The organism is Micromonospora sp. USAFONa4, assembly GCF_057197825.1.
Genome location: NZ_CM170072.1, coordinates 1,035,302 through 1,050,724 on the forward strand (window position 1 = coordinate 1,035,302; position 15,423 = coordinate 1,050,724).

The 15,423-nt window shown below is 67.4% G+C and carries 15 protein-coding genes and 1 pseudogene; 4 read left to right on the forward strand and 12 right to left on the reverse strand.

The genetic code is table 11. The features are described 5' to 3' along the window. Nucleotides 1-148 precede the first annotated feature (148 nt). The 7 genes from AC0OO9_RS03950 to AC0OO9_RS03980 form a co-directional block, all read right to left on the reverse strand. A complete protein-coding gene (locus AC0OO9_RS03950; protein ID WP_484515662.1) occupies nucleotides 149-1,531 on the reverse strand; it encodes an RICIN domain-containing protein in 1,383 nt (460 codons plus the stop codon). A gap of 190 nt (nucleotides 1,532-1,721) precedes the next feature. Further along, the gene (locus AC0OO9_RS03955) at nucleotides 1,722-3,188 is read right to left on the reverse strand and encodes an endo-1,4-beta-xylanase (RefSeq protein ID WP_484515664.1); all 1,467 of its coding nucleotides are present in this window, start codon (nucleotides 3,186-3,188) and stop codon (nucleotides 1,722-1,724) included. A gap of 532 nt (nucleotides 3,189-3,720) precedes the next feature. After that, on the reverse strand, nucleotides 3,721-4,026 hold the full coding sequence (locus tag AC0OO9_RS03960) for a hypothetical protein (protein WP_484515666.1): 306 nt from the start codon (nucleotides 4,024-4,026) through the stop codon (nucleotides 3,721-3,723). Between the two features lie 290 nt (nucleotides 4,027-4,316). Further along, a complete protein-coding gene (locus tag AC0OO9_RS03965; RefSeq protein ID WP_484515667.1) occupies nucleotides 4,317-5,114 on the reverse strand; it encodes an ABC transporter permease in 798 nt (265 codons plus the stop codon). After that, nucleotides 5,111-6,031, reverse strand: coding sequence for an ABC transporter ATP-binding protein (locus AC0OO9_RS03970; RefSeq protein WP_484515669.1), 921 nt, complete (start codon nucleotides 6,029-6,031; stop codon nucleotides 5,111-5,113). The genes AC0OO9_RS03965 and AC0OO9_RS03970 overlap by 4 nt, the downstream gene beginning before the upstream one ends. Then, complete coding sequence (locus AC0OO9_RS03975) at nucleotides 6,028-6,399, reverse strand: hypothetical protein (protein WP_484515670.1); 372 nt, start codon at nucleotides 6,397-6,399, stop codon at nucleotides 6,028-6,030. The genes AC0OO9_RS03970 and AC0OO9_RS03975 overlap by 4 nt, the downstream gene beginning before the upstream one ends. Then, entirely contained in the window at nucleotides 6,399-7,010 is a 612-nt protein-coding gene (locus tag AC0OO9_RS03980) for a helix-turn-helix domain-containing protein (protein WP_484515672.1), read from the reverse strand. Before AC0OO9_RS03980 ends, AC0OO9_RS03975 begins: the two co-directional genes overlap by 1 nt. A gap of 274 nt (nucleotides 7,011-7,284) precedes the next feature. Between AC0OO9_RS03980 and AC0OO9_RS03985 the strand changes: the two genes are divergently transcribed. Then, complete coding sequence (locus AC0OO9_RS03985) at nucleotides 7,285-7,584, forward strand: transposase (protein ID WP_484515674.1); 300 nt, start codon at nucleotides 7,285-7,287, stop codon at nucleotides 7,582-7,584. Nucleotides 7,585-8,046: 462 nt separating this feature from the next. Here the strand turns inward: AC0OO9_RS03985 and AC0OO9_RS03990 are convergent, their stop codons facing one another. Continuing rightward, a complete protein-coding gene (locus tag AC0OO9_RS03990; RefSeq protein ID WP_484515676.1) occupies nucleotides 8,047-8,622 on the reverse strand; it encodes a hypothetical protein in 576 nt (191 codons plus the stop codon). 10 nt (nucleotides 8,623-8,632) lie between these two features. Beyond that, nucleotides 8,633-9,637: a papain-like cysteine protease family protein gene (locus AC0OO9_RS03995; RefSeq protein ID WP_484515678.1), complete on the reverse strand. Its 1,005-nt coding sequence runs from the start codon at nucleotides 9,635-9,637 to the stop codon at nucleotides 8,633-8,635. A 743-nt stretch (nucleotides 9,638-10,380) separates the two neighbouring features. On the opposite strand from AC0OO9_RS03995, the gene AC0OO9_RS04000 reads away from it, so the two are divergent. Together AC0OO9_RS04000 and AC0OO9_RS04005 are read left to right on the forward strand one after the other, a co-directional pair. Next, on the forward strand, nucleotides 10,381-11,706 hold the full coding sequence (locus AC0OO9_RS04000) for a glycoside hydrolase family 18 protein (protein ID WP_484515680.1): 1,326 nt from the start codon (nucleotides 10,381-10,383) through the stop codon (nucleotides 11,704-11,706). A 321-nt stretch (nucleotides 11,707-12,027) separates the two neighbouring features. Continuing rightward, a pseudogene (locus tag AC0OO9_RS04005) lies at nucleotides 12,028-12,261 on the forward strand (transposase); the annotation flags it as partial. 904 nt (nucleotides 12,262-13,165) lie between these two features. On the opposite strand, the gene AC0OO9_RS04010 reads toward AC0OO9_RS04005, so the two are convergent. Together AC0OO9_RS04010 and AC0OO9_RS04015 are read right to left on the reverse strand one after the other, a co-directional pair. Then, nucleotides 13,166-13,495, reverse strand: coding sequence for a DoxX family protein (locus tag AC0OO9_RS04010; RefSeq protein WP_484515681.1), 330 nt, complete (start codon nucleotides 13,493-13,495; stop codon nucleotides 13,166-13,168). 31 nt (nucleotides 13,496-13,526) lie between these two features. Beyond that, nucleotides 13,527-13,919: a hypothetical protein gene (locus AC0OO9_RS04015; protein WP_484515683.1), complete on the reverse strand. Its 393-nt coding sequence runs from the start codon at nucleotides 13,917-13,919 to the stop codon at nucleotides 13,527-13,529. Nucleotides 13,920-13,934: 15 nt separating this feature from the next. On the opposite strand from AC0OO9_RS04015, the gene AC0OO9_RS04020 reads away from it, so the two are divergent. After that, nucleotides 13,935-14,846, forward strand: coding sequence for a LysR family transcriptional regulator (locus AC0OO9_RS04020; protein ID WP_484515685.1), 912 nt, complete (start codon nucleotides 13,935-13,937; stop codon nucleotides 14,844-14,846). A gap of 141 nt (nucleotides 14,847-14,987) precedes the next feature. On the opposite strand, the gene AC0OO9_RS04025 is transcribed toward AC0OO9_RS04020, so the two are convergent. Next, nucleotides 14,988-15,326 carry a hypothetical protein gene (locus AC0OO9_RS04025; protein WP_484515687.1) on the reverse strand — a complete coding sequence of 113 codons (339 nt, stop codon included), beginning with the start codon at nucleotides 15,324-15,326 and terminating at the stop codon, nucleotides 14,988-14,990. Nucleotides 15,327-15,423 lie beyond the last annotated feature (97 nt).

A 15,423-nucleotide genomic window follows, 5' to 3' on the forward strand; every position in this document is an offset into this window, starting at 1 on the left:
GACACGTGCAGGCATACGGCACGTCTCGAATAACGCCGGCTCCCAGCAAGCAACGTGAGCGGTGATGGGACACCGATCAGGGGCGGTCATGCAGGAACCACGCGTCACCCCCAGCAGGCAGGGGCCGGCGCCGCCTGACCCGTCTGCGTCACGAGAACTGCGCGAAGAACCTCCAGATCTCACCCTTGGTCCAGGTGGTGACGCCACTCTCGGCGTACGTCCCGTCCACCGGTCCGGGCATGTGACCGTTGTCGAACGCGGCCCACTGGACCGGGTAGCCGGCCCTGCAGCCGGAGTAGGTGGTCGTGATGTGCGTACGGCTGCCCGGCCCCGGCTCGGGCGGGTTCTGGGCGGTGCAACCGTTGTTCCGGACGAACGTGTCGCGCAACGACCGCCCCTGCGAGATGTTCAGGACGTTGTCCGAGATGCCGTGCAGCCCGAAGTACGCGATGGGCTGCGTACCGCCGCTGCACCCGCTGATCTGTGCGCCGGAGATGACCGCGACCGCCCGGAAGACAGCGGCCCGCGCGCAGGCGAGCGCATAGCTCATGCCGCCGCCCCAACTGAAGCCGAGGGCGAACCGCTGCCTCGGGTTGACGCAGAGGTCACTCTCGATCCGTCTGATCATGTCGTCGACGAAGGTGACGTCCTCGCCGCCGGCGTTGCCCCAGCCGTTGCCAATCCCCTGGGGCGCGACCAAGATCGCGCTGTTGTTCGACTGCTCCTGCTGCCCGTAGTAGGACCAGGCCGTCCCGCTGGTGCCGCCCGAGGATATCTCCTGCATGGTGCCGCCGCGCCAGTGGAACGCGAAGATCAGCCGGTAGGGGTTGTTGCTGTTGTAGTTGGTGGGCACCCGCAGGATGAAGGAGCGGCTCTTGCCGTTGCTCTGAATCGTGTGCGTGCCGCTGGACAGCGTCGGTGCCCTACCGCACCCGGTGCCTCCCGACGGCGGGTTGCCGCTGTCCACGCGGACGAGCTGCCACTGCTGGTTGGCGCCGTTCCAGTCGGAGTACTGCACGATGTTGCCACCGTCGGCGGTGGAGGCACCCTGCACCTCCACGGCCTTGCCGCTGTGCCGGCTGATCAGCCGGACGTGACCGCCGTCCGAGTCCGCGAGCCGGAACTGCTGGTTCGTCCCGTTGGTGTCGGACCACTGCACGATCGCTCCGCCGTCGGCGGTCGACCAGTTGTGCACGTCGAGGACCTTGCCGGAGTGCCGGGACCTCAGCCTGTAGTAGCCGCCACCTGAGTCCAGGAACTGCCACTGCTGGTTCGCCCCGTCGTTCCGCGTCCACTGGCTGATCCGCGCACCGTCGTTGGTGGCCGAGGCGTAGAGGTCCAGCGCCTTGCCGCTGTTCCTGTTCACCAGGACGTACCAGGCACTGGTGTCCACGGTCGCCGCGGCCGCAGGGGCCGCGTTCACGGCGACCAGCATGCCGGCCGCGATGACCGCCGCAGCCGCTGCGGCCAGCCCTGACCGCCAGCGATGTCTCCGTGGAAGGGCGGGACGAGCCGCACCGATGGCATTCATGGTCCACTCCTCTGGTCGGGGTCACCCGTGAGCGGAACGCACGCGGATGGCCCGGTGTGCGTGCGACGTTCGGCGTCAGCACGGTGTTCGTCGTACGGGCGCGATACGGCCACCGGCGCACGTCCCTGGCCGGTTGCCCGCCTGCGGTGGCGCGAACGGATGCTGTCCGCGCCACCGAACGGAAGACCAGCTACCCGATGCGGATCAGTTGCCATTGCTGGTTGTTGCCGCCCCAGTCGGTGTACTGGACGATGTTCGCCCCGTCGGCGGTGGACCCACCCTGCACCTCCACGGCCTTGCCGCTGTTACGGTTGATCACGCGCACGTAACCCCCGGCTGATTCGGCGAGCCGGAACTGCTGGTTGGTGCCGTTGCCGTCGCTCCACTGCACGATCGCCGCGGCGTCGGAGGTGGAGAAGTTGTAGACGTCCAGCACCTTGCCGGAGTGCCGGGACTTCAACCGGTAGTAGCCACCACCCGAGTCCACGAACTGCCACTGCTGCTGGTTGCCGTTGTTCCGCGCCCACTGCGTGATCCGCGCACCGTCATTGGTGGCGAGGTTGTACACGTCCAACGCCTTGCCGCTGTTCCGATTCACCAGCACGTACCAGGCACTGGTGTCCACCGGGGAGCCCGGTGGCGGCGTAGTGGGTGGGCTGCCACCCTCGTTCAGGGCGTTGAGGACGGAGGTGTACGCCGGCTTCTTGTTGCCTGATCGATCGAAGAGCAGGGCGTCGTCGGTGCCGCGCCAGGAGTCGCTGTCCCGCACACCCCACACGGTGATGCCGTTGCAACGCGAGACAGCCAGACAGGCGCGCGTGACCGCGGCGTAGATGTTGGCCTGGTTGGAGCCTTTCATGACGTCGAGCTCGGTGATCTGCACGTCGACCCCGAGGTCGGCGAAGCGCTGCAGATTGGCCTGGTAGTCACCCGGCAGCGTGGTGCCAAGGTGGGACTGGAAACCGACGCAGTCGATCGGCACGCCCCGGGACTTGAAGTCCCGCACCATGTTGTAGATACCGGTCGACTTCGCATTGACGCCGTCGGTGTTGTAGTCGTTGTAGCACAACTTCGCGCCGGGATCGGCCGCCCTGGCGGCGCGGAACGCCGCCTCGATCCAGTCGTTGCCCGTGCGTTGCAGGTTGGAGTCACGCCGACCGCCGCTGCCACCGTCGGCGAACGCCTCGTTCACCACGTCCCAGAAGTGGGTCTGGCCTCGGAAATGGGTGGCGACCTGGGTGACGTGGTTGATCGCGGCGTTGCGCAACGCGCTACCGGAGAGGCTCTGAACCCAGCCCGGCTGCTGCGCGTGCCAGAGCAGGGCGTGACCCCGCACGCTCATGCCGTTGGCCCGAGCGTGACTGACGAGACGATCACCGCCCGTGTAGCTGAACCGACCCTGTTGCGGCTCGGTGGCGTCCCACTTCATCTCGTTCTCGGCGACAACGCTGTTGAACTCGCGGTTGAGAATGCCAACGTACTGGCTGTCGGAGAGCTTGCCCGTCGCGACGGCCGCGCCATAGTAGCGACCCTTCTCGGCGGCGGACGCTTTCAGGGTCGTCCCGGCACTGGCCGTCGGGGCTAGCGCCACCGTCATACCCGCGGTCAACGCGACGGCGAGGGCCATCGTCGACAGCAGGGTTCTCTTGGATCTCATGGCATTCCTTTCCACTGAATCCGGTGGTGGTGATGAGCCAGTTCGCTCGGGCAAGCCGGTCCGGTACGGCGGACGCGCCTCGCGGACGGTCAGACGGGTGGGTGGCGACGCCGCCCAGCTGCGCCCCGCCGCTCGTCGTCGGCCGGTCCGCGCTGGCACGGGCAGTCCGACCGGCTGTCGCACACAGCTGCTGATGGTCCTGAAGCGACGTCCGCGCACCCCTGGGCATGCCCTGGACGCGAGGTTCGGCCAGCGAGCTCGCCCGGTGAGCCACAGGTGCCGTCATCCTCGACATCGAGAGTGAGCGATCACATTACGTTCGTCAATACGTGTCGGCGACTCAATGCCCACACCTCCGGGGCACAGCCGGAGCGCGCCGGGCGCCGCGCGCATCGCCGGTGGCGCACGTCCGCGAGATCGGGTTTGGCGAGCGAGAAGCCGGCGTCGGCCCCGCCGGACCGCGAGATCCCGGCTGGGCGCCCCGGCCGGCAACCTCGGTCAGGGAAATCGATGTCAAGTCATGTTAGCGATATCATGACTTCGGTCGAACGGCGAGTTCCGCGCTGCGCCCTGACCCGTCGGTCTGTTTCAGGGCCGCCCGCTGCGGGACCCAGGAGTGCACTTCGACGTTGGACGGGATGGTGCCGAGTTCTTCGGGGGCGGTGTACTTGCCGATCTGGAGTACGACGTGCCAGCCGGGCAGGTCGCGCGGGCCCAGACACAGCTCTGGGCGGACCGGTACGCCCAATGCGGGATCCTCGTCGAGCGCGGTGAACTCCCCGCACAGCACACGGACGCGCGGAGCCTGCTGATCGCCGCCACGGCGCCGCTCTACCACCAGTTGGTGCTCCTGCGTGCCAATCCGGACCCGCAACTTCCGGAACGGGCCGCGGAGGCTGCAGTCCTGGCCGCCGCCGCAGGCACCTTCTCCGTCCGCCGGGAAGAGAGCGTGTGCTCGGGGAGACAGGGAGCGAACGCAAGCGCAATCAAGAGCGCGACAAGACTTGAGCCACGGTCCAGTAGCCCTCGTTCGGACGCCAGGGAGCGAAAAGCCGCGAGGGGCCGATCACTGAAGGTTGGTCAGAGGCAATGCGCGCTCTTTCGGTCCGCAAGCGAGTGCGGGGTTGATCATGTGAGATCGCGGCGCATGGGCAGGACGACGGCGATCAGGGATGCGGCGAGTGCGTAGAAGGTGAGCAGCAACGCGCCGGCGGCCGGCGGTAGCAGGGTGACGGCGGTACTGCCGAGTTCCTGCGACATGGCGTCGGCGAGGTAGGTGAAGTCGGTCAGGGATGCTGTGGCACCGCCGGGCAGCACCGGGTAGAGCGTGTTCACGCCGGGGATCATCATGAGCAGCGGTTCGCCCACGTACAGGTAGCCGATCACGACGCACAGGGCCGCGACCTGGTTGCGGATCAGGGCACCCGTGCCGACGCCGATCAGGAGGTAGACGACCATGGCGAGGCCGATCCGGGCGAGCAGCTCGAGCACGGTGCCGGTCGACAGGCCAAGCGAGATGCCGCGGACAGCGGCGACGGCGAACAGGGCTGCGGCGGCGCAGCCGGCGAGGATCAGCCCGTACGCCAGTCCGGCGATGCCGTAGGTGGCTAGTTTGGCGGCGAGGACCCGCCAGCGGCGAGGCTCGAACAGGAAGGTGACGGCGGCGGTGCGGTGCCGGTACTCAGACGTCACGGCGAGTGCGCCGACGGCGGCCGGCACGAACGCGGTGTAGCCGAGGATGCCGAGGATCGAGCGGATGCCGCTCTCGGTGTCCAGTCCGGGCATTGGTGGGTCGAAGTTCTCCGGTCCGACGAGTGCCATCGCGGCCATCATGCCGCCGCCGAGCAAGGCTGCGGTGAGCAGCAGTCCGCTCCACATCCGGGTGGCGAGCAGCCGACGGGCTTCGGCTCTGATCAGATGCTTCATGCGACGGTTACCCTTTCGGCGGTCAGCTGCAGAAACAGTTGTTCGAGGCTGGTGTTCTCGGTGACCAGCTCGTGCACTCGCAGCTGGTGCGCGGCGGCGAGGTCGGCGATGCCGGGTGCGTCTAGTCCCCGTACGCGTAGACGGCCGCCATCGGCAGCTTCGACCCGCAGCGCACGGCCGACTTGCCCGCTGGCCTGGAGGACGGCGGTCAGCCGGTCGGCGTCCGGGGAGCTCACCAACACCGCCGGCGGTCCGGCGAGGCGCGACCAGGGCCCGGCGGCCACGAGCTCGCCGTTGCGGATCACCACGATGTCGTCGACGAGCTGCTGAACCTCGCTGAGGACGTGACTGGAGATCAGGACGGTGCGTCCCTCGTCTGCCAGCCGGCGCAGAAACCCCCGCAGCCACAGCATCCCTTCGGGATCGAGGCCGTTGCTCGGCTCGTCCAACAGGAGCACCCGCGGGTCACCGAGCAGCGCTGTAGCGAGGTTGAGCCGCTGTCGCATGCCCGTGGAGAACCCTCGGGTACGGCGGTCGGCGGCATCGGTGAGGCCGAGCAGGTCGAGCAGGTCGGTCACCCGGCTGTCCGGGTAGCCGCCCAACGCGGCGTAGACACGCAGGTGCTCCCGGGCGGTGTGGCCGGGGTGGAACGCGTCCGCGTCGAACACCGCGCCGACCGTGGACGACGGCCGTTGCAGCTGCCGGTACGGCCGACCGCCGATCGTCGCGGTGCCGGACGTCGGCGATACAAGGCCTGTCAGCAGGCGCATCGTGGTGGTCTTGCCGGCACCGTTCGGGCCCAGGAAACCGGTGATCACCCCCGGCAGGACGGTGAAGCTCAGGTCGCGTACCGCGGTGACCCGGCCGTACCGCTTGGTCAGGTGCGAGATTTCGATCGTCTGGCGGTCGCCGCTCATGCGCGTGCCGCCATCGCGCTTGCAATCGCGTCCGCAGTCCTGGCTCCGGCCGCGTCGGAGAGCACCACCTCGTCGAACTCCCCACCGGTGGACGGACGGTCCAGGACGAGGTGAAGTCCCGGCTCACTCCGGCGGGCCACCATGAGCTGACGGGCACCGCCGAAGATGCCCCAGACACCGATCTTGAGGAACCCGGACACCACGATCCCGCGCCGGGCGCCGCGCGCGAGACCCAGGGGTTCGGCCACGAAAGACACGCGCCGCACCCCGGCGACCGGGATGGCCAACCGCTCCCGTCCGATCCAGAGCCGCTCCCATCTGGTGAACCGGATGTCGATGAAGTCGTCGGTAACCGTGACTGAAGCCATCAGACACTTTCCTCCGTCGTGCCGGGACCTTCGTTCTGCTCCGGCGCCTGTGGTGTGGTCTCGGACCCTGCCGGCTGGTCGGCCGGCAGCAGGACGGTGGCCAGCAGGCGAGGCACCCTGCCCCTGCCGGGCTCGTTGCCGAGCAGCGGCCCGATGATCTGGTTGAGGTCGGCGGCGAACTTTGCCAGCTCCGCGTCGGTCAGGTGAAGTACGAGCTGCTGGTAACCCGCCCCGTCCGCGGCGAAGTCGATCCGCTCGCGGGCGAGGTAGCGGGAGAATTCGGCCAGCAGGCTCGATACGAACGCGGTGAAGTACCGGGCGTGATCCTCGGGCGTCGCCGTGGTCAAGGCCGCGGCGTCCAACGCTGCGCCGTGGGTGGGCAGCGTGTAGACCCGCTCCACCGCACCGCGAATCTTGCGTCGGTCCACCACCTCGATCAGGCCGGCTTTGACCAGCGTCGCCAGGTGTCGGTACAGCGTGGCGTGCGGAATGTCCGGCAGCCGCGCCGCGATGTCCTGCGTCGTCAGCCGAGCCCCGGCGACAACCCTGAGTACGCGGATACGCACAGGGTGCAACGCCAGCTCAGCCCATCGCTCCCCGGAGATTCCCATGGGAGCAACGTTATCACTATCGATAGTGATAACGATGGGCAGAGTTGGTCAGCCGAAGATCACGTGTCGCCACGTGCCGACGGACAGGATCGGCTTCGGAGCATGCGGCGGCTCACGATCTTCGCCGGTTCACCGTGGTACGCACCGGCTGCCCGGAGTCGGGAAGATGCTGCCGCCAACCGCGCACGACCTCGAGCCCCTCCCGGCCGGTGGCGGAGGCCGATCCGCCCTTCCCCTCGTAGCGTGGAGGCCAGAGCTTGAGGGATAGAGGTTCATGGCTGAGACGAGACGCCAGTTCGATCCGGAGTTCCGGGCGGGCGCGGTGCGCATCGTGCGTGAGACGGGTAAGTCGATCGCTCAGCTAGCCCGGGACTTGGGGATCGACAACGGGACTCTGGCGAACTGGGTGAAGAGGGACCGCGAGGCTCGCGGTGAGGCTGCTGCCGGGCAGTTGGCCGAGGACGAGCGGGCGGAACTGGCCCGGCTGCGGCGGGAGAACGCCGAGTTGGCGATGGAGCATGATGTCCTCAAGCGATCCGTGGTCCTGTGGGTCAAAGAGGCGACGGGCCGGTGAGCGTGGCCGCCTTCATCGCTTCCCAGAGGACCGAGCATCCCGTACCGCACGCGCTGGCCTGCCGGGCCCTGGGAGTGGCCGAGTCATGGTTCTACAAATGGCGTGACCGGCCGCCAACCCGCCGCGATGACCGGCGTGCCCGGTTGTCGGCAGCGGTCAGGAAGGTGTTCGACGACTCGGGCGGCACCTACGCCACTACGGCACCGGAAACGGCGTAGCGCTCTGGTCGAACCCTTCCGGGGCACCAAGATCGGAGCCGGCTAATCCGGATTCAACAAACTACGCTAACGGTCACAGCGGTGTGGGGTTCACTCATGTGAACCCCACACCGGCTGCAGCCTACTGATCAGGGTTAAGGGGTTCGAGTCCTTCGGACGGCCATCTACAGCGGCGCTTCTGATCCCGTCCACTCAAGTCAGATGCCGCCACGACCTTGCCGGGGCCTGAGCGCGAGGGTGAGTGTCAGCTCGGTTCATTTCGGAAGGACGTCGAGCGGGCCAGCTCGGCCAGGTCGGTGAAGAACTCGGACGCAGGCATGGCCTTTCCTTCTTTGCCGATCGACGAGGGCGCCAACGGCACCAGCAGATCCTCCTTTGCGGAGTGCAGCCACAACGCCATCTGGTAGACGGCCGGGATACGCAGGAGCCGCAACTCAAATCCGGCGGCCTCCAGCTTGGGCAGCTTGCGGACGATCTTCAACGCCTTGTCGGTGGCGGCGACGAACGGCCCCTCGCTAAATTGTGAGACCTCCTGGGTTCCGTCCGGCCCGGCTACGGTTTCCGCGCTGGCGACCGGTTGCCCCGCCTGTTCGACGAGATAACGCCAGCCCGCCGGCTGTGCCCGTTCGATGCCCGCACCGGCCAGGACGTCGTCGAGCCCCATCGTGAAGACCTGGTGCGGGGTGGACACATCGAGCGTCTCCTTGTTGGCCCCACGCAGCCCCTTGCCGGCGAATCGGCCCTCGCTGGCGAACCGGTGAAGCTTTGACTTGACCTTGTCACCCATGCCGGGCGGTGGCTCGGGAACGTTAATCGGCATCCTGGACTCCTCAGCGCACAGTCGTGTAGCTACGGGACCACACGCCGCGGGCGGCGGTATAGTTGTCCCTGAAGGTGTTGAACTCGACATTGACGAACCCGTCCCAGGGGTCGTGAATCCTGAGCCACTCCGTGCCGTCGGCCTCCCAGCGCCCGTGGATCACGACGATGTGGCCGCCGCCGCCCCGCCAATGGGTATCGACCCCGACCGGCTGCCCCTTCGTCAACTCGGCGGCGACCTCCACCGGCGTCAAGGCCCGGAGAAGCTCCTCTCGCAGACGGTTCATCCGCCGCAGCGATCCGGTCGGCCAGTTCCCGTTGTTGCAGGGGGAAGCCGCGCCCGCAGGACCGCAGCAGTTGTTCAAGCCGAACTGGTCGTTGACGAGTGAGCACTGGGTCCACAGAGAGGCCGCGTTGTAGAACTTTTCGATGTTGATGGAACTCGCGGCCCAGCACCACATGTTCTGCTGCTGCAACTCGGCATTGGGGAAGTCTAGCGTCTGGTCGGCCATATGGAGCTTGAACGTCTCGTAGGGCCCGCCGTTGGCCTTGAACTGACAGTTCACCTTCCCGCCACCCTGAGCGGTGGAACTGGTCACGCCAGTGCCGTCCATCCGGAGGAAAACGTTAGGGTAGCTGGCCGACTCGATCGAGTACGTGCCGTTGGCCTGGCGGCGGAACCAGAAGGTCTCGTCGCCACCACCATTGGCGTTGATCTGACAGTTGACAAGCCCGCCACCACTGTCAGTCGGAGAGGTCACACCGCTACCCACCATACGCAGGAACACGTTCGGGAAAGCGATGGACTCGATCGAGAAGGTGCCGTTGGCCTGCGGGCGAAGTTTGAACTTCTGCTTGTCACCCACCCGGAAGTTACAGTTCACCGTGCCGCCGCCCGCCATGTTGGCGGGGACTCCGGTCCCGTCCATCCGCAGGAAGACTTCCGGGAAGACGGTCGACTCGATCGTGATCGGCGTGTCTCCGAGAATCTTTAGGTCCGCCTCCGACAAAGGCATAGTGGTCCTTTCTGCTTGAGGGGTGTTCTGACGTATGCCACCATTTCGTGTCGTCGACACACGGGATGGCGGCACGGTACCGGCGAGACAAGCTCATTACGGACTGTAGTCAAGCCGTCACCGTCCGGACGTCACTATCCATCGCCGAATCGGTTCATGCAAGGGGCCGATTACAACAGAACTGTCGGGAGGCACCCGCCCTCGAGCGGGTTCGACACCTTCTACCAGCAATTAGTCACCCGCACCGAGGCGGCATAGTCAAAAAGGCGACACTGCCGCGGACGTCTATTTCTTCCGCTTACGGTCGCCGGACGACGCACGGCGACAACGGGCGTACGGGTTCGGGCCTGTTCAAATGCAGCGCCGACACCACGTCGTACTCGGCCACCGCCAGCGGCAGGGTGATTTCCAGGCCGTAGTGCGGGTCGATTCAGCCCTCTCGAACGATCGAGCGAGGGCCGTCTCCTATTTGCACAACACGCCCATCATGGGCAGGTCGTACACCACTTCCCTGGACGCGACCGACGCCGCCGCTGTGTTCGATCGGTGGTGGGCGTCACGCTCACCACCGGACCGGCCGCTCCCTCAGCGCCAGCCAGCGCCACCCACCAGGAAGGTTGATCGGGGCCGGTCACCAGATGCCCTTACGGCAGGGCCTTGACCCCGTCGAGAGCGGCACCTTAACTTCCTGGATCAGGAAAGTTTGTTCACTGTTTCGCATCGCCAACCGCCCGGGAGGGCACATGCGCGGAACGTTCCCCCGCCGGCTCGCCACCTTCGTCACCGCTCTGACCGTCCTCGCCGCCGGCACCCCGGTCGCCGCCGCCCAGGCCTCGCCGTCCAGGGTGTCCCAGCGCGACGGCTTCTACCAGGTCGGCTACTTCACCCAGTGGGGCATCTACGGCCGGGCCTTCCCGGTCAAGAAGCTCGACACCTCCGGGGCCGCCGCGAGGCTGACCCACATCAACTACGCGTTCGGCGACGTCACCGCCGAAGGGCTCTGCGCCTCGGGCGACGTCTGGGCGGACTACCAGCGCCCGGTGTCGGCCGACGAGAGCGTCGACGGGGTCGCCGACGCGGCCGGCGAGTCGCTGAACGGCAACTTCGACCAGCTGCGCAAGCTCAAGGCGAAGCACCCCGGTCTGCGGGTGCTCCTCTCGCTCGGCGGCTGGAGCTGGTCGACGTACTTCTCCGACGCGGCCCTGACTCCGGAGTCCCGGCGGGCCTTCGTCACCTCCTGCGTGGACCAGTTCATCAAGGGTGACCTGCCGGTGGTCGGCGAGGTCGGCGGGGCCGGCTCGGCCGCCGGTGTCTTCGACGGCATCGACCTGGACTGGGAGTGGCCCGGCTCGGCGGGTGAGCCCGGCAACATCATCCGCCCGCAGGACAAGCAGAACTTCACCGCGCTGGTCGCCGAGTTCCGCCGCCAGCTCGACGGCTACGGCCGGGTGACCCGCAAGCACTACGAGCTGACCGCGTTCCTGCCGGCCAACCCGGCCGCGATGGACGCTAGCTTCGAGACCAGGAAAATCTTCAAGGACTTCGACTTCGCCACCATCCAGGGCTACGACTTCCACGGCACCTGGGAGTCGGTGACCAACCAGCAGTCCGCGCTGCGCCGGTCGGCCGCCGCTCCGGACAACCCGGACTTCACCGTCGAACGAGCCATCAACGGCTGGCTCGACCGGGGCGCGCCGCGCGGCAAGCTGGTGCTCGGCATCCCGTACTACGGCCAGGGCTGGACCGGCGTGACCGGCGGCGGCAACGGCCTGTTCAAGCCGGCCACCGGCCCGGCGCAGGGCACCTGGGCACCCGGCAACGAGGACTACAAGGTGCTGAAGAACCTGCCCGCGCAGGGCTACCGGGTGCACCGCGACCTGCGTACCGGGCACGCCTGGCTCTTCGACGGCACCACCTTCTGGACCTACGACGACCCGGCCACCGTGCTGCAGAAGACGCTCTACATCCGCACGGAGCGCCTCGGCGGAGCGATGGTCTGGTCGCTCGACGGTGACGACGACCGGGCCACCCTGACCCGGACGATCGCCGCCGGCCTCTGGACCCCCTGACCCACCCGCACCAACGCGCCGCCGCGCTCCCCCGAGCTGGGGACGCGGCGGCGCGGCCGTGGTTCGTGCCGCCTCCTTCGGGTACGAGTCCATCCGTGGGCGGCTCTGTGTCTGACCCAGGGCTGATCGACCATGCAGAGCGAAGGCGCGGACTCACCGATTGAGCAGCCAGACGGGAACGATCCTCACGACTGCCCGGTTACCTCCAACCTCAAGGAGTTAGGAGTTGCAACAAATCCTCACTAAATGATGTTGGGCGTATCCGGTTGGACGTGAGGATCGTTCTGTCTGAACGTGAGGAGGGGTGAGCAGCCGCCTTGGATCGTCTCGGACGAGTTGTGGTTCGAGATCGAGCCGCTACTGCCACCCTGCCCGCCGCGCCGGCACCGCTACCCCGGACGCAAGCCCCTGGATGACCGCAAGGTGTTGTGCGGGATCCTGTTCGTGCTCCACACCGCGATCCCCTGGGAGTACCTGCCCCAAGAGCTCGGATTCGGGTCAGGGATGACCTGTTGGCGCAGGTTGCGGGACTGGAACGACGCCGGCGTCTGGCAACAATCCTGCTCGGCAAACTCCGTGCCACCGGGCAACTCGATCCCGGGCGGTGATCGACGGTTCCCACGTCCGGGCGCTCAAGGGCGGCCCAAAACCGGTCCGAGCCCGGTCGACCGCCGCAAGCCAGGCTCGAAACACCACGTCATCACCGACGCGGGCGGCATCTCCCTCGCCGCAAGTGTGACCGGCGGCAACCGCCACGCGAGGAGCAGCGGCACATCGAAGACCGATATGTCAGTCCGGGCCCTCTCGTAGCGCACCCGGTGGCGCCACCGTCCGTGTTCGAACGCCACGTCAGCGTCGATCTCCGCCACCACCGTCGGCTCTACCTGCACGTACGGCAGCGGCTCAGCCCGGTCCAACTGGCCCGACCACGATGCAGGCAGCGGCTGCGGCCACGGGTGGCCACCACTCCACGGCGTGGTAGCCGCGGCGGTGAGAGCAGCAACGCCAGATCCACGGCCTGGCCGCTGGTCAGCGGGTGGGAGCGGCTGGTGTATCGCAGCTGTCCCCGTCGGTCGAATCGGCCGAGCAGCACGGTCTCGGGGCGGCTGATGTTGCCGGTCGCCCCGCCGACGATGGCCTCCGTGACGATCCGGGTCCCGAAATTCGCCCAGCCGCGCCGGCCTGGCTCATAGCGGCCGCCCAGCCGCTTGCTCACCACGCCCTCGATGCCCCGCCGCGACGGTCCAGTGCAGCAGCCAGTCCGCCACCTGCCGCATGTCGGCTGTCTGCGGGGTCAGAGTGAGCTGCGCCGGGGCGTCGGCGAGCAGCTCTACGACCGGGTTCGGCCGGGATACCCGACGAGTTGTTCGCGGACCTCGAGCTGCTCACCAGCAGCGTCGGGGCCTCGGTATCGAGAAACCGGCCGTACCAGCGCTGGGCAGGGGAAAGCGGGGCGTGTTCATTGCATGAGGAGGAAGGCCAGCGAGCCTGCGGCCAGCGCCAAATAGCTGGCAGGAACGGCGATGTTGTGGTGTACGCGGGCGTGCAGGTGCGCAGCGATCGCTCCGACGAAGAACAGCACGAGACCGGCCGCTGCGGCGACGCCGATGGGTCGGAGCCCCAGCAGCGCAAGAACCAGTCCGGCCGCCCCGGCCGCCTTGAGAGTGCCCAGCAGCGGCAGCCAGGATGGTGGGACACCCACTTCGGCGGAGTTCGCCAGGACGAACTGCGCTCGTGCGAAGTCAGCGACCGCGATACCGAGGTTCGCGGCGATCGTCAGCACGATCACGACTGCGCCTACGGTTTGCATACCGGTTCCTTCACCCGAACATGCGGTGGTTGCCGAGAATCTCCAACTGTTCGGGTGTTGGGGCCGTTCCGACGGCCCCCTTGGCCACGGCGGCTTGCAGGCGCCGAGCGGCTGCGATGCCTGGCAATGGGTTCTCCACGCCCTCAGCCAACTCGAGAAGGGCGATGAATTCGGTGGTGCCTACGCGGCGCAGGTAGGCGTACCGGATGCCATCGGGCTCCTTGGCCCTCAACTCGGCGAAGGTGGTTTCGACCGCCTTCACGACCTCGGCGATGCCCTCATCAGCGAGTTCGTAACGGATCATCAGGACAGGCATGGCTTCTCCCGTAGTGGTGAGCTTCTCGAGCGGGTGCCCGCTGGCTCCAGCCCACCGCACCGTCGAGCGCACGTCCAATACCTGCATCTATAACCTGTCGGCATGGATGTGGAGACGCGGTTGCTGCGCTACTTCGTCGCCGTCGCGGCGGAAGGCAACCTCACCCGTGCGGCGCAGCGGCTCTGGGTATCGCAACCGGCGCTCACCAAGCAGATCAAGCAGCTTGAGGTGCTGCTGGGCACCAAGTTGTTCGTCCGGTCACGGGCCGGCATGGCGCTGACCGAACCGGGTCGGACGCTGGCGCAGCGGGCGCCGGCATTGCTCGCCGCCTTGGAGGAAGCGGTGCGGGAGACCAGGAGCACTGCCAGCCGGATCGCCTGTGTCCTGCGGGTCGGGTTCTTGCCCAGCGCCACGAACGAGGCGACCTCGCACATCATCGCCGCGTTTACGGAGCGGCGGCCCGGCTGGCGGGTCGAGATGCGCCAAGCCAGCTGGTCGGATCCATCCGGCGGACTTGCCGGCGGCGAGGTCGACGTCGCGCTGGTCCGGTTACCGTTTCCCGGTCAGGAGCGGCTACGGATCGAAGTCCTGCTCACCGAGCCCCGCTGTGTCGCGCTCCCCTCCGCGCATCCCTTCGCTGGCCGGGGCCAGGTCGCCTTTCGGGAACTGCGGGACGAACCGTTCGTGGCGGCCCGACCCGAGACGGGCTGGTGGCGCGACTACTGGCTGGCCACCGACGAACGTGAGGACCACCCGGTCCGTATCGGCGCCGTCACGGATCAGCCCGACGAGTGGCTCAACGCGGTCGCGAACGGCTACGGCATCGCGCTGGCGCCGGCCTCCGCCGCGCGCTTCTACGCCCGCCCTGGCGTCGTCTACCGGACGGTGACCGGCGTCAGCCCGACCCGGATCGGCGTGGCGTGGACACCCTCAGCCGACGACGACCCAGCCGTCCGTGACTTCACCCGCTGCTGCCTGGACAACCGACCACCGCCCAACGACGAGACCAGCTGACGTCAGGCAATGTCGCCAATTTGGGGTACACCCCAACACCACAGTCACCACGAGCACCGAAGAACGTCAGAATAGGGTCCATCGACCTCGGCCACCATCGCCAGCGTCGGCCCACGCTGGGCCGCCGAGCAGCTCGGATCCTCAGCGCAGGAAAGGACCGGCGGCCACCGCCACAAACAGAAGCACCGGCGAGGCGGCGGCGGTACCGAGCACGATGCCGTTGATCCGGCTTCTCGCCAGGAGCCTCCGTAGCAGGATCACGCCAGTCAGCAGGGTGCCGAGGAGTACTGGTGCGCCGACGGTGACCCCGAAGATCCACATCTCTTCCCACGGTGAGTAGCCATAATTCACCCTCGTGTGAGATTGCCGATCGAGGAGGAGGAAGTAGGCGACGATCACCAGGCCATGCCAACCCAGCATGACCACGTACGCGGAAACGGGGACTCGGTGGGCGGTGTCACGATCGCCAGCGTTCCGCACGTAGCTCCTCCTCACGAGAGGTGGACGAGTCGAGAGGCTTCTGTCTCTCAAGGAGTAGAGCATGGGAATGGCTCACGTTCGATCGGATCGATGGCGG

Excerpts from the sequence above, each read along its gene's own strand:
- AC0OO9_RS03950 (WP_484515662.1), bottom strand. The coding sequence starts at position 1,531 with ATGAATGCCATCGGTGCGGCTCGTCCCGCCCTTCCACGGAGACATCGC.
- AC0OO9_RS03955 (WP_484515664.1), bottom strand. The coding sequence starts at position 3,188 with ATGAGATCCAAGAGAACCCTGCTGTCGACGATGGCCCTCGCCGTCGCG.
- AC0OO9_RS03965 (WP_484515667.1), bottom strand. The coding sequence starts at position 5,114 with ATGAAGCATCTGATCAGAGCCGAAGCCCGTCGGCTGCTCGCCACCCGG.
- AC0OO9_RS03970 (WP_484515669.1), bottom strand. The coding sequence starts at position 6,031 with ATGAGCGGCGACCGCCAGACGATCGAAATCTCGCACCTGACCAAGCGG.
- AC0OO9_RS03975 (WP_484515670.1), bottom strand. The coding sequence starts at position 6,399 with ATGGCTTCAGTCACGGTTACCGACGACTTCATCGACATCCGGTTCACC.
- AC0OO9_RS03980 (WP_484515672.1), bottom strand. The coding sequence starts at position 7,010 with ATGGGAATCTCCGGGGAGCGATGGGCTGAGCTGGCGTTGCACCCTGTG.
- AC0OO9_RS03985 (WP_484515674.1), top strand. The coding sequence starts at position 7,285 with ATGGCTGAGACGAGACGCCAGTTCGATCCGGAGTTCCGGGCGGGCGCG.
- AC0OO9_RS03990 (WP_484515676.1), bottom strand. The coding sequence starts at position 8,622 with ATGCCGATTAACGTTCCCGAGCCACCGCCCGGCATGGGTGACAAGGTC.
- AC0OO9_RS03995 (WP_484515678.1), bottom strand. The coding sequence starts at position 9,637 with ATGCCTTTGTCGGAGGCGGACCTAAAGATTCTCGGAGACACGCCGATC.
- AC0OO9_RS04000 (WP_484515680.1), top strand. The coding sequence starts at position 10,381 with ATGCGCGGAACGTTCCCCCGCCGGCTCGCCACCTTCGTCACCGCTCTG.
- AC0OO9_RS04015 (WP_484515683.1), bottom strand. The coding sequence starts at position 13,919 with ATGCAGGTATTGGACGTGCGCTCGACGGTGCGGTGGGCTGGAGCCAGC.
- AC0OO9_RS04020 (WP_484515685.1), top strand. The coding sequence starts at position 13,935 with ATGGATGTGGAGACGCGGTTGCTGCGCTACTTCGTCGCCGTCGCGGCG.